The 23,509-nt window shown below is 28.4% G+C and carries 24 protein-coding genes and 1 other RNA gene; 12 read left to right on the forward strand and 13 right to left on the reverse strand.

Annotated features, from left to right (window positions below):
• Positions 1 to 51 precede the first annotated feature (51 nt).
• The 4 genes from ACSIGC_RS00675 to ACSIGC_RS00690 are packed head-to-tail and all read left to right on the forward strand — an operon-like array spanning position 52 to position 3,799.
• Positions 52 to 798 (forward strand): glycosyltransferase domain-containing protein, encoded by a 747-nt coding sequence (locus ACSIGC_RS00675; protein WP_442266261.1) that lies wholly within the window; start codon positions 52 to 54, stop codon positions 796 to 798.
• Positions 798 to 1,595: a glycosyltransferase gene (locus tag ACSIGC_RS00680; protein WP_442266262.1), complete on the forward strand. Its 798-nt coding sequence runs from the start codon at positions 798 to 800 to the stop codon at positions 1,593 to 1,595. Before ACSIGC_RS00675 ends, ACSIGC_RS00680 begins: the two co-directional genes overlap by 1 nt.
• Before the next feature lies 1 nt (position 1,596).
• Positions 1,597 to 2,712, forward strand: coding sequence for a glycosyltransferase family 4 protein (locus ACSIGC_RS00685; protein ID WP_442266263.1), 1,116 nt, complete (start codon positions 1,597 to 1,599; stop codon positions 2,710 to 2,712).
• Positions 2,705 to 3,799, forward strand: coding sequence for a glycosyltransferase family 4 protein (locus ACSIGC_RS00690; RefSeq protein WP_442266264.1), 1,095 nt, complete (start codon positions 2,705 to 2,707; stop codon positions 3,797 to 3,799). The genes ACSIGC_RS00685 and ACSIGC_RS00690 overlap by 8 nt, the downstream gene beginning before the upstream one ends.
• Here ACSIGC_RS00690 and ACSIGC_RS00695 read toward each other — a convergent pair.
• Complete coding sequence (locus ACSIGC_RS00695; protein WP_442266265.1) at positions 3,788 to 4,552, reverse strand: glycosyltransferase family 2 protein; 765 nt, start codon at positions 4,550 to 4,552, stop codon at positions 3,788 to 3,790. The two genes, ACSIGC_RS00690 and ACSIGC_RS00695, sit on opposite strands and share 12 nt — an antisense overlap.
• Before the next feature lie 131 nt (positions 4,553 to 4,683).
• Between ACSIGC_RS00695 and ACSIGC_RS00700 the strand changes: the two genes are divergently transcribed.
• From ACSIGC_RS00700 to ACSIGC_RS00710, 3 genes are read left to right on the forward strand one after another with little or no spacing between them, the layout of a single operon-like run.
• Positions 4,684 to 5,235, forward strand: a complete 552-nt coding sequence (locus ACSIGC_RS00700) for an L-threonylcarbamoyladenylate synthase (protein WP_442266266.1) — start codon at positions 4,684 to 4,686, stop codon at positions 5,233 to 5,235.
• Between the two features lie 5 nt (positions 5,236 to 5,240).
• On the forward strand, positions 5,241 to 6,671 hold the full coding sequence (locus ACSIGC_RS00705) for a CCA tRNA nucleotidyltransferase (protein WP_442266267.1): 1,431 nt from the start codon (positions 5,241 to 5,243) through the stop codon (positions 6,669 to 6,671).
• A 2-nt stretch (positions 6,672 to 6,673) separates the two neighbouring features.
• Positions 6,674 to 7,720, forward strand: coding sequence for a glycosyltransferase (locus ACSIGC_RS00710; protein WP_442266268.1), 1,047 nt, complete (start codon positions 6,674 to 6,676; stop codon positions 7,718 to 7,720).
• Here ACSIGC_RS00710 and ACSIGC_RS00715 read toward each other — a convergent pair.
• The 4 genes from ACSIGC_RS00715 to ACSIGC_RS00730 are packed head-to-tail and all read right to left on the reverse strand — an operon-like array spanning position 7,703 to position 12,803.
• Positions 7,703 to 9,547 (reverse strand): ABC transporter ATP-binding protein, encoded by a 1,845-nt coding sequence (locus ACSIGC_RS00715; RefSeq protein WP_442266269.1) that lies wholly within the window; start codon positions 9,545 to 9,547, stop codon positions 7,703 to 7,705. The genes ACSIGC_RS00710 and ACSIGC_RS00715 overlap by 18 nt on opposite strands.
• On the reverse strand, positions 9,547 to 11,256 hold the full coding sequence (locus ACSIGC_RS00720) for a phospho-sugar mutase (protein WP_442266270.1): 1,710 nt from the start codon (positions 11,254 to 11,256) through the stop codon (positions 9,547 to 9,549). The genes ACSIGC_RS00715 and ACSIGC_RS00720 overlap by 1 nt, the downstream gene beginning before the upstream one ends.
• Positions 11,257 to 11,274: 18 nt before the next feature.
• Positions 11,275 to 12,231, reverse strand: a complete 957-nt coding sequence (locus ACSIGC_RS00725) for a glycosyltransferase family 2 protein (RefSeq protein ID WP_442266271.1) — start codon at positions 12,229 to 12,231, stop codon at positions 11,275 to 11,277.
• Between the two features lie 50 nt (positions 12,232 to 12,281).
• Positions 12,282 to 12,803, reverse strand: coding sequence for a DUF4199 domain-containing protein (locus ACSIGC_RS00730; protein WP_442266272.1), 522 nt, complete (start codon positions 12,801 to 12,803; stop codon positions 12,282 to 12,284).
• 139 nt (positions 12,804 to 12,942) lie between these two features.
• Between ACSIGC_RS00730 and ffs the strand changes: the two genes are divergently transcribed.
• Positions 12,943 to 13,041: signal recognition particle sRNA small type (ffs, locus tag ACSIGC_RS00735), an RNA gene on the forward strand.
• A 10-nt stretch (positions 13,042 to 13,051) separates the two neighbouring features.
• On the opposite strand, the gene ACSIGC_RS00740 is transcribed toward ffs, so the two are convergent.
• On the reverse strand, positions 13,052 to 13,969 hold the full coding sequence (locus ACSIGC_RS00740) for a site-specific tyrosine recombinase (RefSeq protein WP_442266273.1): 918 nt from the start codon (positions 13,967 to 13,969) through the stop codon (positions 13,052 to 13,054).
• 95 nt (positions 13,970 to 14,064) lie between these two features.
• On the opposite strand from ACSIGC_RS00740, the gene ACSIGC_RS00745 reads away from it, so the two are divergent.
• From ACSIGC_RS00745 to aroQ, 3 genes are all read left to right on the forward strand, one after another.
• The gene (locus ACSIGC_RS00745; protein ID WP_442266274.1) at positions 14,065 to 14,595 is read left to right on the forward strand and encodes a DUF3575 domain-containing protein; all 531 of its coding nucleotides are present in this window, start codon (positions 14,065 to 14,067) and stop codon (positions 14,593 to 14,595) included.
• Positions 14,596 to 14,674: 79 nt separating this feature from the next.
• Positions 14,675 to 15,190 (forward strand): hypothetical protein, encoded by a 516-nt coding sequence (locus tag ACSIGC_RS00750; protein ID WP_442266275.1) that lies wholly within the window; start codon positions 14,675 to 14,677, stop codon positions 15,188 to 15,190.
• A gap of 9 nt (positions 15,191 to 15,199) precedes the next feature.
• Entirely contained in the window at positions 15,200 to 15,613 is a 414-nt protein-coding gene (gene aroQ, locus ACSIGC_RS00755) for a type II 3-dehydroquinate dehydratase (protein ID WP_442266276.1), read from the forward strand.
• Positions 15,614 to 15,692: 79 nt separating this feature from the next.
• On the opposite strand, the gene ACSIGC_RS00760 is transcribed toward aroQ, so the two are convergent.
• From ACSIGC_RS00760 to ACSIGC_RS00770, 3 genes are all read right to left on the reverse strand, one after another.
• Positions 15,693 to 16,877, reverse strand: a complete 1,185-nt coding sequence (locus tag ACSIGC_RS00760) for a lipoprotein N-acyltransferase Lnb domain-containing protein (protein WP_442266277.1) — start codon at positions 16,875 to 16,877, stop codon at positions 15,693 to 15,695.
• A gap of 3 nt (positions 16,878 to 16,880) precedes the next feature.
• Positions 16,881 to 17,945, reverse strand: a complete 1,065-nt coding sequence (locus ACSIGC_RS00765; RefSeq protein ID WP_442266278.1) for a PorV/PorQ family protein — start codon at positions 17,943 to 17,945, stop codon at positions 16,881 to 16,883.
• A 72-nt stretch (positions 17,946 to 18,017) separates the two neighbouring features.
• A complete protein-coding gene (locus ACSIGC_RS00770; protein WP_442266279.1) occupies positions 18,018 to 18,995 on the reverse strand; it encodes a YheT family hydrolase in 978 nt (325 codons plus the stop codon).
• Positions 18,996 to 19,072: 77 nt separating this feature from the next.
• Here ACSIGC_RS00770 and ACSIGC_RS00775 point away from each other — a divergent pair, with 77 nt between their 5' ends.
• Positions 19,073 to 19,837 (forward strand): CDP-alcohol phosphatidyltransferase family protein, encoded by a 765-nt coding sequence (locus ACSIGC_RS00775; protein WP_442266280.1) that lies wholly within the window; start codon positions 19,073 to 19,075, stop codon positions 19,835 to 19,837.
• Between the two features lie 637 nt (positions 19,838 to 20,474).
• Here the strand turns inward: ACSIGC_RS00775 and lptB are convergent.
• From lptB to ACSIGC_RS00795, 4 genes are all read right to left on the reverse strand, one after another.
• Positions 20,475 to 21,209, reverse strand: coding sequence for an LPS export ABC transporter ATP-binding protein (lptB, locus tag ACSIGC_RS00780; RefSeq protein ID WP_299679206.1), 735 nt, complete (start codon positions 21,207 to 21,209; stop codon positions 20,475 to 20,477).
• Between the two features lie 64 nt (positions 21,210 to 21,273).
• Positions 21,274 to 21,627 carry a carboxymuconolactone decarboxylase family protein gene (locus ACSIGC_RS00785; RefSeq protein ID WP_442266281.1) on the reverse strand — a complete coding sequence of 118 codons (354 nt, stop codon included), beginning with the start codon at positions 21,625 to 21,627 and terminating at the stop codon, positions 21,274 to 21,276.
• A complete protein-coding gene (gene tatC, locus ACSIGC_RS00790) occupies positions 21,599 to 22,426 on the reverse strand; it encodes a twin-arginine translocase subunit TatC (RefSeq protein WP_442266282.1) in 828 nt (275 codons plus the stop codon). Before tatC ends, ACSIGC_RS00785 begins: the two co-directional genes overlap by 29 nt.
• Positions 22,426 to 23,397 carry a KpsF/GutQ family sugar-phosphate isomerase gene (locus tag ACSIGC_RS00795; protein WP_442266283.1) on the reverse strand — a complete coding sequence of 324 codons (972 nt, stop codon included), beginning with the start codon at positions 23,395 to 23,397 and terminating at the stop codon, positions 22,426 to 22,428. The genes tatC and ACSIGC_RS00795 overlap by 1 nt, the downstream gene beginning before the upstream one ends.
• Positions 23,398 to 23,509: the final 112 nt, after the last annotated feature.

Raw genomic sequence — 23,509 nt, forward strand, 5'->3', positions numbered from 1 at the left:
ACTTTAATTCTTAAGATCAAATATAGTTTTATATTTGGTCTTTTTTTATGCATGAATAAAATAGTTATATATACAGCAGCTTTCGGAGAAAACTATGGTTTCATTCCACAAAAAAAAATAAAAGGAGTAGATTTTTTTTGTTTCACAGATGATATAAAAAAGGTTGTTGCTCCATGGAAACCAATAGAAGCAAAGTTTGAAGGAGATAATAATGTTTTAAGAAATAGGCATCCTAAATTATTACCACATTTGTATTTCAGCAATTATGAAATTAGTATTTATATAGATAGCAATTTTTTAATTGTAGGAGATATTTATGAACTTTTAAAATCTCTCAACGGTTTTAAAATGGCTACCTTTGACCATGCTCAATCTGATGATTCAAGAGATTGTATATACAAAGAATATGAAGCTATTTTAGAATTAATGAAACAGACAGGACAAGCAAAAGATAACCCCAAAGTTATGTCTGATCAGATAGCTGGATTTGAGTTAGATAATTATCCAAAAGAAAACGGATTAATTAAAGGAGGTGTTTTAATTAGAAAACACAATGATGTCGAAGTAATTAAAGTAATGGAAGATTGGTGGAAGATAGTTTCAACTCAAAGTAAAAGAGATCAATTAAGTTTTAATTATGTTGCTTGGAAAAATAACTTTATTCATAAAATAATTGATGGAGATATAAGAAGAGGAAATTCATATTTTTATTTTTTAGCATCAGCAAGAAAAAACTATTTAACAAAATTAATTAAGTATAAAATCAAACGATTTTTAGGAATAAAAAAACATCCATAGTGATTAAAATATCAATCATAATTTCATATTACAAAGCACTAGATAATTTAAAGTTAATTCTAGAAGCATTAAATCATCAAAGCTCAAAAGAATTTGAAGCAATTGTTTCTGAAGATGATAACAATCAGGAAACTATAGATTTTTTGAAATCTTTTAGAAATCAATATAATTTTCAAATTTTACATGTAAATCAAGAAAAAGATGATGGGTTTAGAAAAACGATGATGTTAAATAAATCTATCAGAGCTTCTAATGGAGAAACTCTAGTTTTTATTGATGGTGATTGTATTCCTCATAAACATTTTGTAAAAACGTATATAAATAATGTTGAAGAAGGAGTAATGTTAAAAGGAAGAAGAGTAATGTTAGGAGAAAAAATAACAAATAAAGTCACTTCAAATAAAACAATTAAACCTCTAAATACGATATCTATTTTACTTTCTGATTCCGATAAAAAGAAAGAAGGTATTTACTTGAAAAATAAAAGTTTAATTGTAACAATGAAAGACAAAGGTTTATTAGGTTGCAATTGGGGAATTCAGAAAAAGCATTTGATCGAAATTAATGGATTTGATGAAGATTACGTTCGTGCTGCAGTTGGTGAAGATACAGATATTGAATGGAGATTAAAACGAATAGGAATTGGAAGTAAATCCATGAAAAATAAAGCTATAGTTTATCATTTACATCACGAAAGAGGATATTCTCAGGAAGGAGTAGAAATAAACAGAGTTTTATTGAGAGATAAAATGAATAAAGATCTTTATATCTGTTTAAATGGTTTAGAAAAGCTATAGTATGAGAATAGGTTTTGATGCCAAAAGAGCATTTCATAATACTACTGGATTAGGTAATTATAGTAGAGATCTAATTCGAATTTTATCAGAATATTTTCCTGATGAAGATTATTACTTGTATAATACCAAGCCGAAAAAAGTAGATCGGTTAGATATGAGTAAACTCACAGAAATACTTCCAGAAACGAAATTTTGGAAGAAGTTTTCCTCGATTTGGAGGCAAGGTCCAATAAACAATCAAATAAAAAAAGATAGAATTCAAGTATATCATGGTTTATCAGGAGAAATTCCTAGGAATCTACATAAAACAGGAACAAAATCTATTGTTACAATACATGATTTAATATTTGTTCGTTACCCAAAATTATATTCTTTTTTCGATAGAAAAATACACTTTAATAAGTTTAAATATGCAGCACATAATTCAGACAGGATTATAGCAATAAGTGAACAAACCAAACAGGATATTATAGAGTTTTTAAAAGTAGATCCTTCTAAAATAGATGTTGTTTATCAAGGCTGTCATGCTATTTTCAAAGAAAAAGTTACAGAAGAACAAAAAACCATAGTAAAGAAAAAGTTCAATTTACCAGATCAATTTATATTAAATGTTGGTACGATAGAGGAAAGAAAAAACTTATTAAGTATTGTAAAAGCAATTAAAGATATTGATATTACACTTGTTGTAGCTGGTAGGAAAACAAAATACTATGATGAGGTTCAAGAATATATTAATACTAATAATTTACATAATAAAGTCATTTTTTTAGGAGGTGTAGATTTAAAAGAATTGGCAACATTATATCAAGCAGCAAAAGTTTTTCTTTATCCAAGTATTTTCGAGGGTTTCGGAATACCTATTATAGAAGCTTTATATTCCAAAACTCCAGTAATTACAACAAATGGAGGAGTTTTTCCAGAAGCTGGTGGGCCAAATTCAATTTATGTAGAACCTTATAATATCGAGCAACTTAGTTTAGAAATTACTACATTGCTAGACGATAAAACAAAACAAAAAGTAATTGCAGAGCAGGGATATGTATTTGTGCAAAAATTTAATGATAAAGCTATTGCAAATCAATTAATGAAAGTATACAAATCGGTTTTACATGGATAATAACAAAACAATATGCTTCTTTAATTCCACAAAAACTTGGGGAGGTGGAGAAAAATGGCATTACGAAATGTCATCTTATCTATTCTTAAAAGGAATTAAGGTTTTGGTTATTGTCTCTCCAAATAGCGAACTTCAAAAAAAAGTAAATACGGTTGGTATTCCATATGAAGAAGTTAAAGTTTCAAACTTTAGTTATTTAAATTCAAAGAAGGTTACAAATGTGGCTGCTTTTCTAATAAATCATAACGTTTCTACGATTGTTATGAATTCTTCCGAAGATATGAAACTTGGAGGTTTAGCAGCTAAAAAAGCTAAAGTAAATCGAATAATTTATAGAAGAGGAAGTGCCATTCCAATAAAAAACACATTCATAAATAGATATTTTTTTAAAAATGTTTTAAATGAAGTTTTAGCAAATTCTGAAGCTACTAAACATACTATCAATGAAAAAAATGAAAATTTATTTCCTAAAAATAAAATTACTGTAATTCCGAATGGAATAAACATATCTAAATTTGATGATTTAGCTTTCGAAGTTTTGTATACAAAAAACGATGATGAAATTGTCTTAGGGAATTTAGGAAGAATGGTTTTTCAAAAGAATCAAGAGTTTTTAATTCAATTAGCTTTGGAGCTAAGAAAAAGGGCATTGAATTTTAAAATACTAATTGGTGGAACTGGTAAATTAGAAGAAGTTTTACAAGAGAAAATTAAAAAGTGTAATTTGGAAAATGAAATAATTCTTTTAGGGTTTATTAAGAATCCAAAAAGTTTTATGAATAGTATTGATATTTTCTTACTTCCATCTAGATGGGAAGGTTTTGGTTATGTTCTTGCAGAAGCTATGCTTTGCGAAAAACCAACAATAGCATTTGATATAAGTAGTAACGGTCAAATTATAGAAGATAAAGAAAATGGTTTTTTACTTCCTTTTGACGATGTGTTGAAATTCAGTGATAAAATTGAATTTTTCATTAATAACAAAGCTATGATGACTGTAATGGGAAAAAAAGGAAGAAAGAAAATAGAAGAAGAGTTTAGTAGTGCTTTAATCCAAGAAAAAGTAAAAGAATATTTACTTTCTTAATTTCTTACGTCTTTCTATTAATTTTAAATATTTTAATACACTATATTCTGCTATATAAGTACTCCAAACATAGCCTTCATAACCATTAAACATATTTCCTCGAATCACATATTCCTTAAAAAAAGTAAATGGATATTTAAAGACAAGTAAAATTATATTTACTCGTTTTTTTCGTTTAAAATATTCTTCAGATACTAATGATGCATATCTGTTTTTCTTTAAATTAATTTGTTCTACAGAATTTGCAGTGTAATGGTAGAAGAAGTTTTTAAATCTTCCTTTTGCTCCTTTGTATTCAACAGTTTCATGAACTTTTTTATCAGAAAATCCAGCATTATTTTTATTAAAAAGTCTTAGAATAGGAGTGTTTTTTAAATATCCATATTCAAAAATTTTTCCTAAATAAACATGTTTTCTGTTTATAAAATAAGCTTTATAGGGAATTTTTTCCTTACAGAACTCAGTCTTTATTTCATCTATCAACTCATTAGTTAAAACTTCATCAGCATCAATAGATAAAACCCAATCATAAGAACATTTACTCACTAAAAAGCTTTTCTGTTCACCATATCCATTAAATTCTTTTTGAAAAACTTTTGCTCCGTAAGATTTACAAATTTCTACAGTATCATCACTACTAAAAGAATCAATAACCACAATTTCATCGCACCAGACTAATTTTTCTAATGTACGAGCAATATTTTGCTCTTCATTAAAAGTAATAAGTGCAGCACTAATTTTATGTTTATGCATTCAATATAGTTTTACTATAACAAACATAATGTAAATTAGCGGTTTTAAAGTAATATAATTTCTGTATCGTAAGATATAATTTACGAAAGGAGTATTTTTAGAAGTAAACCTTCATATTTTAAAACGAAATTATGATGATAAGCGAAGTTGTAACTGAATTAAATAAAGGAAAAACAATATTATATCCCACAGATACAGTTTGGGGATTAGGATGTGATGCAACAAATTCTGAAGCAGTACAAGAGATTTATAAGATTAAAAACAGAGAAGAAAGTAAAAGTTTAATTGTTTTGGTCAGTTCCTTTGAAATGCTAGAACAATATGTTTCAGTTCCTGATGTTGCTAAAGAAATACTTAAAAAAACAGAAAAACCAACAACAATAATTTATCAAAATCCAAAGGGTATTGCTGCTAACATTATCAATAAAGAGGATAACACACTTGCTATTCGCATAGCCAAAGATGAGTTTTGTGAAGAATTAATAAAGACGTTTGGAAAGCCAATTGTGTCTACATCAGCAAATGTTAGCGGAAACCCAACTCCTAAATCTTTTTCTGAAATAGAACAGTCTATTTTGGATGATGTTGATTATATAGTAAATTTGCATCAAAATAAAGTATCTGAGAAATCATCAACGATACTCAAATTAGAAGGAGAAAAAGTAATAGTGATACGAGAATAGAGTTTATGCAGGATCAATTTTTTAAAGAAGCACTAACACATAAAGTTTTTGAATACATAACTAAAGCAACCGATGAATTGGGTTTAGATAGCTATGTTATTGGTGGTTTTGTTCGTGATTTTATTTTAAAACGCGGAAATGCCAAAGATATAGATGTTGTAACTATAGGAAGTGGTATTGAACTAGCTCAAAAAGTAGCAAGTTTATTGCCAAACAAACCTAAAGTACAGGTTTTTAAAACCTACGGAACAGCTATGTTACGTTTTAATGATATTGAGGTTGAGTTTGTTGGAGCGAGAAAAGAATCATATACGGAAAATAGTAGAAACCCTGAAGTGTCTGTGGGTACGTTACAAGATGATCAAGATAGAAGAGATTTTACAATTAATGCTTTAGCGTTAAGCTTAAATGCTAAATCTTTTGGGAAATTATTAGATCCTTTTGATGGTATTGGTGATTTAGATCGAAAAACAATCAGAACGCCATTAAATCCAGATATTACATATTCAGATGATCCTTTGCGTATGATGAGAGCCATTCGTTTTGCAACTCAATTAAACTTTACAATTGAAAAAACTTCATTAGATGCAATTAAAAGTAATGTAGAACGAATTAAAATCATTACCAAAGAAAGAATTGTAGATGAGATTAATAAAATAATGGCTTCTCCAAAGCCTTCGATAGGTTTTTTACTTTTAGAAAAAACGGGTTTATTAAATAAAATTTTACCTGAATTAATCGCTTTAAAAGGAGTAGAAGAAGTTGAAGGGCAAACTCACAAAGATAATTTCTACCATACATTAGAAGTAGTTGATAATATTTCTGAAAATACAAACGATGTTTGGTTACGTTGGGCTGCTTTATTACATGATATAGGAAAAGCTCCAACAAAAAAGTTTGATAAAAGAAATGGGTGGACATTTCATTCTCATGAATTTATTGGTTCTAAAATGGTTTACAAATTATTTAAGCGTTTAAAAATGCCGCTGAATAATAAGATGAAGTTTGTACAGAAAATGGTGTTATTAAGTTCTCGTCCAATTGTATTAGCTTCTGAAGTAACAGATTCTGCTGTTCGTAGATTAATTTTTGATGCAGGAGACGATATCGATAGTTTAATGATATTGTGTGAAGCGGATATTACAACGAAAAACCCAAAGAAATTTAGACGTTATCATAAAAATTTTGAAATTGTTCGTCTTAAAATCAAGGAAGTTGAAGAGCGAGATAGAGTTCGTAATTTTCAACCTCCAATTACAGGTGAGGAAATTATGAAAACTTTCAATTTAAAACCTTGTAGAGAAATAGGGCAAATTAAAGAAGCAATTAAGGAAGCTATTTTAGAAGGAGAAATACCTAATGAATATGAAGCTTCTTACAACTTTATGATAAAGAAAGCAAAAGAGATAGGTTTAGTAGCACAAACTGAATTTTAAGTATGAAAATAGTACAAGTAATAGATCAATTAAGTTTAGGTGGGGCAGAACGAGTATGTCTTAATTTAGTTAATCTATTTCATAGAAAAGGCTATGATGTAAAACTTATTTTATTTAAAAATAAAGGAAAATTATTAGAGTTTATAGATCAGGGGGTTGATGTTGTTTTTTTGAAAGAAAATCAAAACAAAATTCAAGCTTATAAAAATTTAGTAGAAGAACTAGAAGATGCAGATATTGTACATGTACATATGCGTCAGAATTATCGTTTTGTTAAAAAAGCAATGCTATTTAAAAGCGTCAAAAAACCAGTGATTTTTCATGATCATTATGGTAAAATAGCAATAAAAAAACGAGTTCCTCTTTTTTATAAATCACTACTAAAACCACATTTTTACATAGGATGTTCTAAATTATTAACAGATTGGGCTGTTAATAAAGTAAAAATTAAAAAAGAACATGTTTTTTTGGTAGGTAATTTTGTGCTTAATTATAAAACTAATTATGAAAACCATACACCTAAAGGTTTAGTCTTAGTTGGAAGTCTTAAAAAGGTAAAAAATCATAAGTTAGCTATAGATATTGCAAAATCACTAAATAAAGATTTAACAATATATACTCCAAGCTTAAAAGGAGGAGAAAAAGGTTATTATGAAATGTTGGTTGACCATATTAATAAAATTGAATTTAAGGATAGAGTCCATTTTATTACTGGTTGTAGTAATGTTCAAGCTGAATTAAAGCAATATGAAATGGCTTTATTAACTTCTACTTCTGAAGGTGATCCATTAGCTCTAGTAGAATATATGGCGCAAGGATTACCGTTTTTATGTTCAGATTTGGGAGAAGCTGTAAAAGTTGTAAAAAAGTATTATCCTGAAATGGTTCAAAGTAATTTTGAAGTTGATAGTTGGGTGGCAAACTATCATAAAGTAAAAGAGATCCAATCTAAACAGATCGAATCTCTTTATAACGAACATTTTTCTTCTGATTTATATCTTGAAAAATATTTATCTATTTATAAGAAGTTTTTAAATTCTATCAAATGATTGTAATTCTACAAGTTTAGCATATTCACCTTTAGCAGCTAAAAGGTCTTCATGCTTACCTTGTTCAACGATTCTACCTTCTCGCATTACAACAATTAAATCTGCTTTTTGAATAGTAGATAGTCTATGTGCAATTACTACAGAAGTTCTATTTTGCATCATATTTTCCAATGCAGATTGAACTATTTTTTCAGATTCTGTATCTAAAGCAGAAGTTGCCTCATCTAAAATCATAATTGGTGGATTTTTTAGCACAGCTCTAGCTATAGATAAACGTTGTTTTTGTCCGCCAGAGAAGTTACTAGCACTGTCTGCAATATTAGTTTCAAAACCTTTTGAAGAATTTTCAATAAATTCTAAAGCATTGGCAACTTTTGTAGCAGCAATAATTTCTTCTTCAGTTGCATTCGGATTACCAACTTTTAAATTGTTTTCTATAGAATCATTAAATAATAAAGCATCTTGAGTAACGATACCTATTAAAGAACGTAACGATTCTTTAGAAACATTTTTGATGTTATCATTGTCAATTAATACTTCGCCCTGATTTACATCATAAAAACGCATTAAAAGATTAGCAATTGTAGATTTTCCACTACCAGATTGACCAACAAGTGCAACCATTTTTCCTTTTGGAATTTCTAAACTGAAATCTTTTAAAACATAATCATCTTCATATTTAAAAGAAATATTCTTAAAACTTATTCCTGTTGTAAATGATTCTTTATCAATAGGGTTTTCAATATTTAAAATAGGATTAGCTTCATCTAAAATATCATATAAACGTTTTGCAGATGCATCACCTTTTCTAATATTAGTAAAAATTCCCGCGATTGCTTTAGTAGGCTGTAATATTGAATAAAATAATCCAATATACATGATAAATGACTCAGGATCAAAGTCACTAAGAGTTTTAGTGTTATTAGATAGCACTAAACTTCCTCCATACAATAAAATTGCTAATACTGTTAATACTCCTAAAAATTCACTTAACGGTGAAGCTAATTTTTGACGATGAGTAACCTGTATATTTAAATTTTCTTGTCTTTTTGTTGAATTTGAAAACTTTCTAAAAAAACGATTTTCAGAAGTAAAGCCTTTTACAACTTTTAAACCAGCAATTGTTTCTTCTAATAAAGAAAGGTAAGTACCACTTTCTTGTTGGGATTGTAGAGCTTTAGATTTTAGTTTTTTAGTAGACCAAGAAATTATTAAACCAGATAGAGGTAAGGTTATAAATACAAATAATGTTAGCTTGTAACTCATAGCAAACATCATTAGTAAAACAATAATTATAGTTAAAGGTTCTCTAACAATTCCTCCAAAAGATGAAATAAATGACCCTTCAACAATTTGTATATCAGATGTCATTCTAGACATTAAATCTCCTTTTCGCTGTTCAGTAAAATATCCAATAGGTAAAGAGATTATTTTTCTATATAAATTGTCTCGCATATCCTTAACTGTACCATTTGATAAATATGCCATTTGATACGAGCCTAAAAAATAAAATAGATTCTTGAAAAAAAATAGAATCAAAACAATGATACATATAATAAGTAAAGCATTAACAGCTCCTTCTTCATTTATATAATTAGCAATCTCTACATAAAAACTATTTTTTAAGTATCCAAAAGTTGATGAAATTCCATCATAAACAGGTTTTTCTACTTTTTTATCAGGATTAAATAAAATAGATAGTACTGGTAAAAAAGACATGACTGCCAAAATATTGAATATCGCGTAAAGGATATTAAACATAGTAGCATAAATAAAACGCTTTTTGTAAGGTTTTACAAAAGATAAAATTCGTTTAAAGTAATTCATTAAACTCCTAACTGTTTTATAATTCGTTGGAGTTTTTCATCCAACTGTTTTCCAACTACATCTGCATTTTCAACTGTATCTAAAGAACCTTTTGTGCCGATGTAAAATTTAATTTTTGGTTCTGTACCACTAGGTCTACAAGCTACTTTAGTTCCATTTTCTGTTTCGTAAATTAATACGTTAGATTTTGGAATATCAATCGTAGCTTCTTCTCCTGTGATGATATTTTTTCGGATTGAAGTCTTATAATCATTTACAAATGTTACTTTTTCACCGTCTATTTCAGAAAGTGGATTATTACGCAAATCGATTAACATTTGCTTGATCTCTTCAGCTCCTTGCATTCCTTTTTTTACTAGTGAAACTAGTTTTTCTTTAAAGAAACCATGTTTTACATATATTTTTAGTAATTCATAGTAAAAAGAACTATTCTCAGATTTTGCTTGAGCAGCAATTTCACAAGCGAGTAGGGTAGAAGTTACAGCATCTTTATCTCTTACAAAATCACCAACCATAAATCCGAAACTTTCTTCACCACCACCAATAAAGTCTAATTCAGGATGATCTTTAATCATTTTAGCAATCCATTTAAATCCTGTTAAACCAACTTTAGTTTCTACACCATAACTTTCAGCAATAACATTAACTAAATTGGTAGATACAATGGTAGAACCAATAAATTGCTTGCCATTTAATAAACCTTTTTCTTTCCATTGGTTTATTAAAAAGTCTGTCATAACACTCATGGTTTGATTACCATTTAATAGTTTCATGTTACCATCAGTATCACGAACAGCAATTCCTAAACGATCACAATCAGGATCTGTACCAATTACAATATCTGCATTTGTTTTATTAGCATATTCGATAGCCATGGCTAATGCTTCTGGTTCCTCAGGATTAGGAGATTCAACAGTAGGGAAATCACCATTAGGTTCGGCTTGTTCTTCTATAACATGAACTTGAGTATATCCAGCTCTTTTTAATACTTCAGGAACTAATTTTATCGATGTTCCGTGTAAAGAAGTGAAAACAATTTTTAAATCTTCTCTACCTTTTATATTAAATGTACCACTTTTTAAAGAAGCATTCCAAAAAGCTTCGTCAACTTCTTCACCAATAAAAGAAATTAGCTCTTCTTTTTTATTGAAGTTGATGTCGCTAAATTCTAGATTATTTACTCCAGATATAATTTCTACGTCTTGAGGAGGAACTATTTGTCCGCCATCAGTCCAATACACTTTGTAACCATTATATTCAGGTGGATTATGTGAAGCGGTTAATACAATACCAGCATGACAATTTAAATGATTTACTGCAAAAGATAACTCAGGAGTAGGGCGTAAGTCTTCAAAAACAAAAGTTCTAATATTGTTCGCAGAAAGTACATCTGCAACCAACTGAGCAAACTTTTTACTATTATGTCTACAGTCATACGCAATTGCTACCTTTATTTCTTCATTAGTATATACTTTGTTTAAATAATTACTTAAACCTTGCGTAGCTTTTCCTAAAGTATATTTGTTAATTCGATTCGTACCGGCCCCCATAACACCTCGCATTCCTCCGGTACCAAATTCTGTGTTCTTATAAAATCTATCTGTAAGATCTTCTGTATTATTACTTATTAATTCAGAAATTTCATTTCTTGTTTCTTCATCGAAAGTATCAGTTAACCAAAGTTTGGCTTTACTTAAAATATCGTTCATAGTTTATTAAAAGAGGTGTTATAAATTTATTTTTTCTTTGATTTTATAATGTTTTTGAAGCGGATTACTTTTTATTATTAATTCGCCTAAAAAGCCAGATAAGAATAATAGTGTTCCTAAAATCATAGATGTTAAGGCAATGTAAAACCAAGGATTATCAGTGACTAATATGGTTTTTACCTTTGTATAAACTCTATAAAGTTTTATAACACCAATATAAAAAGCAGTAGTAAACCCGAATAAAAACATTAATGAACCCCATAAACCAAAAAAATGCATAGGTCTTTTACCAAATTTAGATAAAAAAGAAATGGTAATCAAATCTAAAAGCCCATTAATAAAACGATCTACACCAAACTTTGTAACACCATATTTTCTTGCTTGATGTTTTACTACTTTTTCTCCAATTTTTGAATATCCTTCATTTTTTGCTAGTATAGGAATGTAACGGTGCATTTCGCCACTAACTTTAATAGCTTTTACTACTTCTTTTTTATAGGCTTTTAAACCACAATTAAAATCATTTAATTGTAAGCCAGAAGTTTTTCGAGCGGCCCAATTGTATAATTTTGAAGGGATATTTTTTGTTAAAATATTATCGTAGCGTTTCTTTTTCCATCCAGATATTAAATCAAAATCTTTTTTAATAATTAAATCATATAACTCAGGAATTTCATCTGGATTATCTTGTAAGTCAGCATCCATAGTAATTACAACATCTCCTTTAGCTTCAGCAAATCCTGCATCTAAAGCTTGAGATTTTCCATAATTACGTTGAAAACGTATTGCTTTAACTTCTTGATTTTTTTCAACTAAATCTTGAATTACTTTCCAAGAAGTATCTGTACTACCATCGTCTATAAAGATTACTTCATATAAAAAGTGATTGGATTGCATAACTTTTGCAATCCAATCATATAGTTCTTGTAAAGATTCTTCTTCGTTTAAAAGTGGTATTATTACCGATATATCCATGAATATATTATTACCAGTTTTAGATGGTAAAGTTACAATATTATTATGGCTTAAAATGTGTCTTCTTCTCTTTTTTGCATTACAGCACCAGCAATAGCAGAAATGATAAATCCAATAATAGCAGAGCCAATTAAACTAAAAGCTGCTGTTATTCCTGGGGAAGAAAACTTTTTAGCCATTTCTTGACTAGCTTCAATTTGTTCTTCGCTATATCCTTTGTCTACCAAAGTTTGTAGTTGTATTTCAGCCATTTGCTCCATGTAAGTAGGTTCAATAAAACTCACAAAAATATATTGATAAATAACACTTATTAGAGCAGAAAATATAGCAATTCCAACTCCTACTTTAATAGCTTGACCAAAAGATATAAAGCCATTGTTAATGGTTTTAAACTTTTTTATTCCAAGCACAATAATCACTATTAAAAGTATTATTGCTATTACAGATAAAGACCAATGTGGTTTTAAATGATTACCTGTAGCATACATTATTAATCCTTGAAATACACTAATTATACCTAATATTCCACCATAATTAAGAATTATACTCTTACTACTTGCTTGATTTTCCATGTTTGTTAATGATTTGATTAGTTATTAATTTATAAAATTACTTAAAACATTTTATTAGTATTCAATGTTTTAAAAATGTTACAAAAAAAGATGTGTTTTTTTTTGTTTGTAATTCAAAAAAACGTTGTAAATTTGCAGCCGGCAAGTTCTACACAACTAGCTCCCTTTGAATCCCCCAGGGCGGGAACGCAGCAAGGGTATTAGGTTGTAGCAGTGTGATGTAGGTAGCTTGCCTTTTTTTATTTCATCTAATTCAATGATGATACTTTTCCATTTCTAGGATGATACTTTTCTACTACTTTTTGTAAATGACTTCTATCTAAATGCACATAAATCTCTGTTGTAGTGATGCTTTCGTGACCTAATAGCTGTTGTATAGCTCTTAAATCAACACCTTCTTTAAGTAAATATGTAGCAAAAGAATGACGAAGTGTATGCGGACCAATATTTTTATTTAAGTTACTTTTGGCTGCTAAATTTTTCAAAACAATAAAAATCATTTGTCTTGTGAGTCTTTTCCCTCTTCGATTTAAAAAAAGAGTGTCTTCATCTTCCTTTACAGGATTAATATGATTCCTTGTATGTTCTATATAAAATTTGATAAATTTTATTGTAGTTGAATGTATAGGTACAAAACGATATTTATTTCCTTTACCTAATACTTGGATAAAACCTTCGTTAAAAAATAAATCGGATAATTTTAGGTTAACTAATTCACTTACACGTAGTCCGCAACCGTATATAGTTTCTATTATTGCTCTATTTCGCTCTCCTTGAGGATGACTTAAATCGATATGCGAAATTAATTTGGTGATTTCATCATTTGTTAATACATCGGGTAATGTTCTTGATAATTTAGGTGATTCTATTAAATCTAATGGATTATCCTCTCTATATCCTTCAAAGATTAGATAGTCGAAGAAGCTTCTTAGGCCTGATATAATTCTGGCTTGAGTTTTAGGGTTAATTATTTTTGCTATTTCATAAATGAATTTTTGAATTTCTATTTTTTGAATAAAAATAGGTGATTTAAAAATTTTAAATTCAATTAAAAAATTTTGTAGTTTCTTAATGTCTCTAACATAACTATCAATAGAATTTATTGAAAGGCCTCTCTCAATTTTTAAGAAAGTTTTATAATCTTTTATTTTTTTATCCCAATCCAAACTAAACTATACTTTTTATCAAAATCCTTTTTTATTTCGAAAATAATTATACTTTTGCTTCTACAAACATATAATTATATCAAAAATTTTAAATTATGAAAAAATTATTTTTAACAATTGCTGTGGTTGCTTTTGGATTTGCTGCTAATGCACAAAAAAACGTTATTAAAGCTAATCCATTAGGTCTAGCATTTGGTGTTGCTGATTTATCTTATGAAAGAGCTGTATCTGATAACAGTTCTTTTGAAATTGGATTATCTTATGCTGGAGCGGATGTAACTTCTGGTTCAGAGAAAATTAGTACAAGTGCTATTGGAGCTGAAGGTAAATATAAATTCTATTTCTCTTCTGATAAAAATGCACCAAGAGGATGGTATGCTGCTCCATTTGTAAGTTATTCTTCTGCTTCTGCTAAAAACAATGGAGGTGATGATGTAGGTTTCTCTGCATTTTCTGGTGGTGCTTTAGCTGGATACCAATGGGTATTTGGAGGAGGAGATTCTGGTTTTGCTTTAGATTTAAATTTCGGAGCTCAGTATGTTTCAGCATCTCCAAAAGGAAATTCTTCAGTTAGTATTGATGGATTTTTACCAAGATTAGGTGTTTCATTAGGTTACGCATGGTAATCTATTATCTTATAAAGATATTTAAAAGGAGCCTTTTGGCTCCTTTTTTTATTTTATATTCGCATAAAATACATCACTTATGAAAAAAATATTCTTAGTATTAATCGTTTTTTTATCTCTTAAAAGTTTTTCTCAAGGAGAACAGTTGAACCTAGGAGTAAATGGAGGTATAACAGTTGGAAATTTAGAATCTATTTCTTCTGCTGCTTTTGGTGTAGATGCGAATTATTTATTTGAAATTTTTGAAAACTTTAATGCCGGACCATCATTGAATTTTATTTATTTTTTAACGAATGAAGTAAATGGATCGAAACCAGATGCTTTAATGTATTTGCCTATTGGTGGAGCTGTTAGATTTAAAGCTTTAGAAGAAAAATTTTATGTAGGTGCAGATTTTGGTTTTGCAATTGGTATTTCTCCAGAAGGAGATAATGGAGGAGTGTTTTTTAAGCCAATGTTAGGTTATAAAGTAACCAATAATGTTAAAGTAAACTTATTTTATGCAGGGGTTAAAAAGAACCTTCCTACTTATGGATATGCAGGTTTAGGATTAGTTTTTGATGTTTTTGGAAGTTCAAATCAATATTCTTTTTAAACTTTAAAAATGAATTTTCTAATTATAAACGGCCCTAATTTAAATTTATTAGGAAAAAGAGAGCCTAATATATACGGAGATAGCTCTTTTGAATCTTATTTTGAAAAGTTAAAAGAAAATTTCCCTAATACAAAACTTTCCTATTATCAGTCAAATATTGAAGGAGAAATTATAAATAAACTTCATGAAGTAGGTTTCGACTATGATGGAATTATTTTAAACGCTGCGGCTTATACTCATACTTCAATAGCTATAGCCGATGCTGTTAAAGCTATTAAAACACCAGTTGTAGAAGTGCATATCTCTAACACTCATGGAAGAGAAGAGTTTCGTCATAAAAGTTTTATTGCAAAAAATGCTAAAGGTGTAATTTTAGGTTTTGGTTTGGATAGTTATAAGTTAGCAATACAAAGTTTTTTATAAATAATATATAAATATCAAGTAATCTTTGAGATTACATTTTTAGGTGTAGTTAATAAAATTTCAAAAAATAGGGTTTAAGTTATTGCTTGAACCCTATTTTTTGAAATTTTATTAAAAATATATAACGTACGGCTAATAATAAAATTAGTGGATATAGCGGATAAGTAAACTTTTGAATTCTAAAAAGATGTAATAAAGGGATTAAAGCTAAGAAAACTAATAAAATAGTTAAATACTTATTTATCCATGGTTTAATTTCATCTTTAGTTACAAAAAAGGCCATGATTAAATTTGGGGCAAATGCCCAAAGAAAATTAAAGTTATTTGGAGCTGTCGAGTGATTTGTAAAGAACCATAAAAAGATAATTAGAACACCTATTAATCCAGTTATAAATAAAATCGAAAAATCTAAGATTTTAGATCTTTTACCTTTTTTAATATCATTATAGCTCATAAAAAGAATGATAAAGAATAATAACGAAAAAATTAAAAAAGGACTAAAACTGTCTGCTCTTGAAGCTTTAGTCTCGAATTCTAAAAGTGTTTTTGTGCTTCTAACTAAATTTGTTACTTCTCCTTTTTTTGTAAATTTAGATTTTTCGAATATAGAAAAGAGATACTCTGGTAAATACATGTATTCTTCAATTGTAGCAATTTGATCTAATCTGCTTCCTAGAGCTATGTTTATACCGAAACTTCCCCAAGTATTTGGATTTATTTTTTCATTCATTAAATCTCTAAGAGATTTTTGTTCTTTTAAAATAGAAGTATCAAATGAAAGCTTATCTTTTAAAATATCTTTCAGAATATCTTTTGGTCTGGTAGCACAATTATCGAAAAAAGGATCATAAAAATAACTAGCATTTTCTGGTTGTGCATTGATTTCTAGAAACTTGAAATACGCGTTTTTTTGCTCTTGCGTTAAGTTTAAAACTTGTTGTTTTACCCAACGTTCATCTTCATTAGCAGATTTTAAAGAGTAATGAAAAGGATATCTTTGTAATTTATACTTCATGAATCCTCTAACAAAATTCATGTAAAAATCAGGTCCGTTAAAATCGAAAATACCATAGTTATACAGTAGGTCAATATTTAACATAGGATCTTTAACTCTTACAGCTGTATGTCCAAATTTTTCATATAAATGATCACCTGGTCCAGAGGTAATAATACTAATTTCAGCATATGCAGAAAGTTGAGCTGTTTGAGAATAACTATAAAAAATAGAAAGTAAAAAACTTAAGGCAAGTAGTTTTTTTATCATGATTTATCGGTAAAAACTGTAGTCCAATTTAATAGAAAAAATATTAGAAAACAATGCATTTCCTACACTTCCAATATTAGTTAAAGCATAATCGATTTGAATTCCTTTATATTTAAATCCTAATCCGAAATTTGGTTGTACAGCGATAGATTCTTCACCATTAAATTCTGTAGTATTCTGAAAATTACCAGCACCAATTCGTAAATATACCAATTGATCATAATCTAATTGAAAACCAAAAGCAGGATCAATACTTAAAAAAGAAGTTGAAATAATATCGTTAGTTTCAGCAAATCTCATATTTAAATCAACTTCTGCAAGTAAATTAAAATAACGACCAATTTTAAAATCTCGTGCTACACCAACTTGAAGTTTAGGTTTAGTGATTTCTGTAGTTTCTGGTAATTCTTGATTTTGGCCTGGAACTGCGTTTCTAATTTTTTCAAATTCATCTTCATCTATAGACCAAGTATTAAATGTTGTTGTAATATCTCGAGCCATAGCTCCAAATTTCCATCCGTTTCTTTCAAATTGAATTCCTAAATCGAACCCGAATCCCCAAGAAGTAGCAAAATCACCAATAATTCTTCTAACAATTTTGGCATTTCCACCAATAGAAAAACCATCTAATAACATTTTTCGACCATAACTGATATTAAAAGCATAATCAGCAGCAGAGAAGAGACTGATCCTATTAAAATCGATATTTCCATCACTATCAATTAATTCAGTAGTATTTAAAATGTCATCAACACCAAATCGAATTAAAGATAAACCTACGGCACTTTGTTTATCGATAGGCATAGCAAAACCTGCATAATTATATGTTGCAATTCCAGCGAAATAAGAAGCATGCATTAAAGTTCCTTGATAATCTTCGATATTTACTAAACCAGCAGGGTTCCAATAGGTAGCATTTACATCATTTGTAGTTGCAACAACGGCTTTACTCATTCCTAATGCAGCTGCATCTACACCAATATTTAAAAATTCATTAGAGAAATTTCTAAACTGTGCTTGAGTCAATGTAGAAAATAAAAGAAAAATGTAAACTAATTTTGTTTTCAAACGATTAATTTAATAAGAACAAATATCCAAATTCCTTAGTAAATAACAGTAGTTTTTTAGAGTTATTGTTTACTATGAATAGATATTTAACTCATTTTGAATAAAATTAACAAATTGTTTTTCTATCCAATAGGATTGATCATTAAAAGAAGAAACAAAACCAACATGGCCGCCATATTTAGGGGTTAGTAAAAAGAAATTAGAAGATTTTTCTGCAATTTCATAAGGATAACATTCTAAAGATAAAAAAGAGTCATCTTTAGCATTTATTAATAAGGTTTTATGATTGATGAGTTTTAAATAAGGTTTACTACTTGCTTTTTCCCAATAATCCTCAGGACTATCAAAACCAAAAACTGGAGCTGTATAAATTTCTTCAAAATCTCTGAAAGAAGAAGCTTTTGCAATTAATTTTTTATCAGGATTATACCCTTCAAATTTTTGAGCTTTTAAATTAACTTTAGCTTTTAAAGTTCTTAAAAACTCTTGCATATATAGTTTGTTTTTTAGTTTGCTTAATTCAGCCTGAGAACTCGTTAAATCGATAGGAACAGAAACAGCAATACCGCCTTTTACAATAGAAGGAATTTGCTCTTCATATTCACCTAAGTATTTTAAAGTTAAGTTACCACCAAGACTAAAACCACCTAAAATAATATTTTGATAGTCATAATACTCTTCTAAATATTTTAAAATAAAATGTACATCATCTGTTTTACCAGCATGATATGTTTTTAAAATATTATTGTCTTCTCCACTACAACTTCTCAAATTTACACATACAACATCGTAACCCAAATTATTCAGGTAGTTTGCTGTTGATACCATATAGCTTGATTGAGAACTTCCTTCTAATCCATGAATTAAAACTATTAGAGAGAATGAGTTATTTGGTAGAAAATCTAAATCTATAAAATCATTATCCCAAGTATTAATTCTAACTCTTTTATAATCAGCTTTTTCTTTTGTAGTAAAAAATTTGTAAATCGTGTTTACATGAGGGTTTCTGAAAGGGAAACTTGTAGTTAGTTGATTTTTAAGTAATGGCATCTTTAAAACAATTTATTTTTAGATTAAACAGTAAAAAAACAATCAATTTCATATTTTCGTAAAAATCATAAAAAAAAATGAATATTAAAAAACACATTCCAAATATTATTACACTCGGAAACTTACTTTGTGGTACTATTGCCGCAATTTTAGCCGTTCGAGGATTTTTTTATGAAACAGCAATTTTTGTTGGAATTGGAATTGTTCTCGATTTCTTAGACGGTTTTGCCGCTAGATTGTTACATGTTCAAGGAGAATTAGGAAAAGAATTAGATAGTTTGGCAGATATGGTAACAAGTGGAGTAGTACCAGGAATTGTAATGTTACAGTTTATGGTTCATAGTTCTTATTACAGAGAATTTGGGTTTTCTTCTTGGGATTCTGCTTTAGATATTGGATTAGGTTTAGATAATTTAATTTCAATAGAACTACTAGGTTTGTTGCTTACTCTTTTTGCGGGATATCGTTTAGCTAAATTCAATATTGACACAAGACAAACAGATAGTTTTATTGGTTTACCAACTCCCGCAATGAATTTATTTGTGGTTTCTTTACCAATGATTGCAGGATACACAAAATCAGAATTTATCTTAAATATTATTCATAACCAATTCTTTTTAATTGCTGTAACTGTAATTTTAAGTGTTTTAATGGTTTCTGAACTTCCCTTGTTTTCATTGAAATTTAAGTCAACTAACTTAAAAGATAATCTTTTAAAATACTTATTCTTATTAACGTCAATTGTTTTATTAATATTTTTGAAGTTTATCGCAATTCCATTAATAATTATTATTTATATATTATTGTCTGTGTTCAATAACATTGTTGTTAAGAGTAAATAAATACTTTTCTAAGTTTTTTTGAGAAAGTATTAAGAACTGTATATAATTTTGCTCTGTTTTTAATAGAGCATGAATTAATTGAATAAAGAAAAACCATAACCAAAGTTTTTGATAGTATGGTAAAGTGGCGATTAAAGCACAGAGAACTAACTATTGGTTCGTGATTTAAATTTATAAACTAAAGAAGCTATAATATTAATAAATGGAATTACAACTAATAGTATTATGAAGAGTGAAAAAGATAGGATTAAAGCAGTGTTATAATCTTTGTAATTTCCACTCCAAAGATCTTCTTTAGTTAGATTATAATTATGATCTTGATATAATATATAAGATGTAAATATTAATAGAGTTGTACTTAATACTATCTTTATAATTAACCCCTTTTTAAATAGTTTTCCTTTGAATAAATCAATCAGATTATAGATTAAAAAGTTAAATATATATAGTAAAAAAAAAAGAAAAAGATATGGTTATAAGTAATCACAAAATAAGTGTCATGAATATTAATATCCATTACTAAATCTTTTAGATTTCTACCATTATTGAAACCAAAGTATCCATTAAAAATCAAAGAAATTATTAAAGATATTGTACCAAGAAGTATAAAAAAATAATAAGGTTTAGAACGAAACATTTAGAATTTCTTCTTCTTCAATTCAAAATCTTTACCTAAGTATACTTTTCTAACCATTTCATCAGCAGCCAATTCTTCAGGAATTCCTTCTTTTAAAATACCACCTTGATACATTAAATAAGAACGATCTGTAATTGCTAAAGTAGCCTGAACATCGTGGTCTGTAATTAAGATACCGATGTTTTTGTTTTTAAGTTTAGCAACAATTCCTTGGATATCTTCTACAGCAATAGGGTCTACACCAGCAAAAGGTTCGTCTAATAAAATAAATTTCGGATCAGAAGCTAAACAACGAGCAATTTCGGTACGTCTTCTTTCTCCACCAGATAATAAGTCACCTCTATTTTTACGAACGTGTCCTAAGCTGAATTCCTCAATTAATTCTTCTAATCTTTTTTTACGTTCTTCTTTAGTGCGATTTGTAAATTCTAAAACGGATAGGATATTGTCTTCAACAGATAACTTTCTAAAAACAGAAGCTTCCTGAGCTAAATATCCTATCCCTTTTTGAGCACGTTTATACATTGCATCATCAGTAATTCTTTCATCATCAAGGTAAATATTTCCACCATTAGGTTTAATCATACCAACGATCATATAAAAGGAAGTCGTTTTACCAGCACCATTCGGACCAAGTAAACCTATAATTTCTCCTTGTTGTACTTCTAAAGAAATTCCTTTTACTACTTTACGACTACCGTAGATTTTCTGTATGTTATCTGCTCTTAAAATCATATAATAAAAGTACAATGTTACTATTTAATAAAAGTACATTGTATTAATTGATTGTTAAATTGAATTAATTTGGAGTTTCCTCTTCAAGAGCTTCCCAAAATTCAACAGCTCTTCTTAAATGAGGAATTACAATTGTTCCACCAACTAAAGTAGCAATAGACATAGTTTCCATCATTTCTTCTTTGGTAACTCCATTTTTGTATGCAGTTTCTAAGTGATATGCAATACAATCATCACAACGTAATACTGCAGAAGCTACTAATCCTAATAACTCTTTGGTTTTAACTGATAAATGACCTTCAGCATAAGCATTAGTGTCTAAATTAAAAATTCTTTTGATTACTTTATTATCACCTGATAGTATCTTTTCGTTCATTTTTGAGCGATACTCATTGAACTCTTGGACTTTTTTCGACATTTTTTTGTTGTTTTTTAATTACATATTTTGAAATGTAAATTCCGACTTGATATAAAAACATGATTGGTACAGCTACAATAATCTGACTCGCAACATCTGGAGGTGTTATTATTGCTGATAATATTAGCACAACAACTAATGCATGTTTTCTATATTTTTTTAAAAATTCTGGAGTAACTAAGCCTATTTTAGATAGAAAATAAATAATAATTGGAAGCTCAAAAAATATCGCGACTCCAATTAATGTATTCGTAATTAAACTGATATATGCACCAAGTTTAAAGCTCTTTACAATAGCATCTCCAATAGAAAAATTGTAAAAGAAATATACAGACATCGGTAAGATTACATAATAACTAAAAAGAATTCCTGAAAAGAATAGGGAAGAAGCAGAAAAGATAAATCCTTTCGATTTTTTTCTTTCACTTTCTAACAATCCAGGAGCTATAAATCTCCATATTTCCCATAAAATATAAGGGAAAGCTAGAATTACACCTAAGATTAAAGAAGACCATATGGCAGTCATTAATTCTTCAGTAGGGTTTAATACTTGTAATTCTTGAGAAAAATCTATATTACAAAAACTACTATCAATTCCAATCAAAGTAAAAGCTTTACAGAAAAAACGATAGGTAATAAAGTCAGGTTTTAAGTGTGCTAGTAAAACTTCATCAAAAATTACTTTGATAAACGTAAAAACTAAAATTGCTACAGAAAATATAGCAATAATACTTCTTATAATATGCCATCTTAACTCTTCTAGATGATCTAAGAAAGACATTTCTTTTTCCTGTGCCATTAAAATATACCTTCTTTTAAAATATCATGTAAATGAACAACACCAACATAGTTGCTATCATTGTCACATACTAAGATTTGTGTAATATTATTATTTTCCAACGTATCTAAGGCATCAATTGCCATAGCATCAATATGAATAGTTTTAGGTTGTTTACTCATAATATCAGCAGCAGTTAAATCGTCTATTTTAGTAGTTTTATTTAACATTCTTCTAATATCTCCATCAGTAATAATACCTTCAATTTTATTTTCAGTATTAATTACAGCAGTAACTCCCAATCTTTTTTCAGAGATTTCAACAATTACTTTAGAAACTTTATCTGTAGGAATTACTTTTGGTAATTCATTATTATTAACTAAATCAGATACTCTTAAATATAAACGCTTACCCAAAGCTCCTCCCGGATGATATTTCGCGAAATCTTTATTACTAAAGCCTCTTAAATCTAACAAACAAACAGCTAATGCGTCCCCTAAAACAAGTTGTGCGGTAGTACTATTTGTTGGAGCTAAGTTATTTGGATCAGCTTCTCTTTCTACATAGGAATTTAAAACATAATCAGCATTTTTACCTAAAAAAGAATCCGCATTACCCGTTATGGCAATAATTTTATTGTTCGAATTTCTTATTAAAGGAACCAAAACTTTTATTTCTGGAGTATTACCACTTTTTGAAATACAAATTACAACATCTTCCGTTTGAATATTTCCTAAATCACCGTGAATTGCATCTGCAGCGTGCATAAATACTGCTGGAGTTCCTGTAGAATTTAGCGTTGCAACTATTTTATTTGCAATATTTGCACTTTTACCAATTCCAGTAATAATTACCCTTCCTTTAGAATTTAATATGAAGTTAACTGCATTAGCGAAGGAATTGTCCAAAAAATTAGTTAAATTAGCTATACTATTGCTTTGAAGTTCAATAGTTTCTTTAGCCTTGTTTAGTATTAAGTCTGTATTTTTCAAGTAAAACAGGTTTAATTTAAAGTGTAAAAATAGGAATATTTTAGCTAGAAAAACTTTCCTTTTAAAAGAAACTTTAGATAACTTTAAGTAATTATTTTTGTGTATTAGTTTG

The sequence above is a fragment of the Tenacibaculum aquaeponti genome, from assembly GCF_052084715.1.
GTDB lineage: Bacteria > Bacteroidota > Bacteroidia > Flavobacteriales > Flavobacteriaceae > Polaribacter.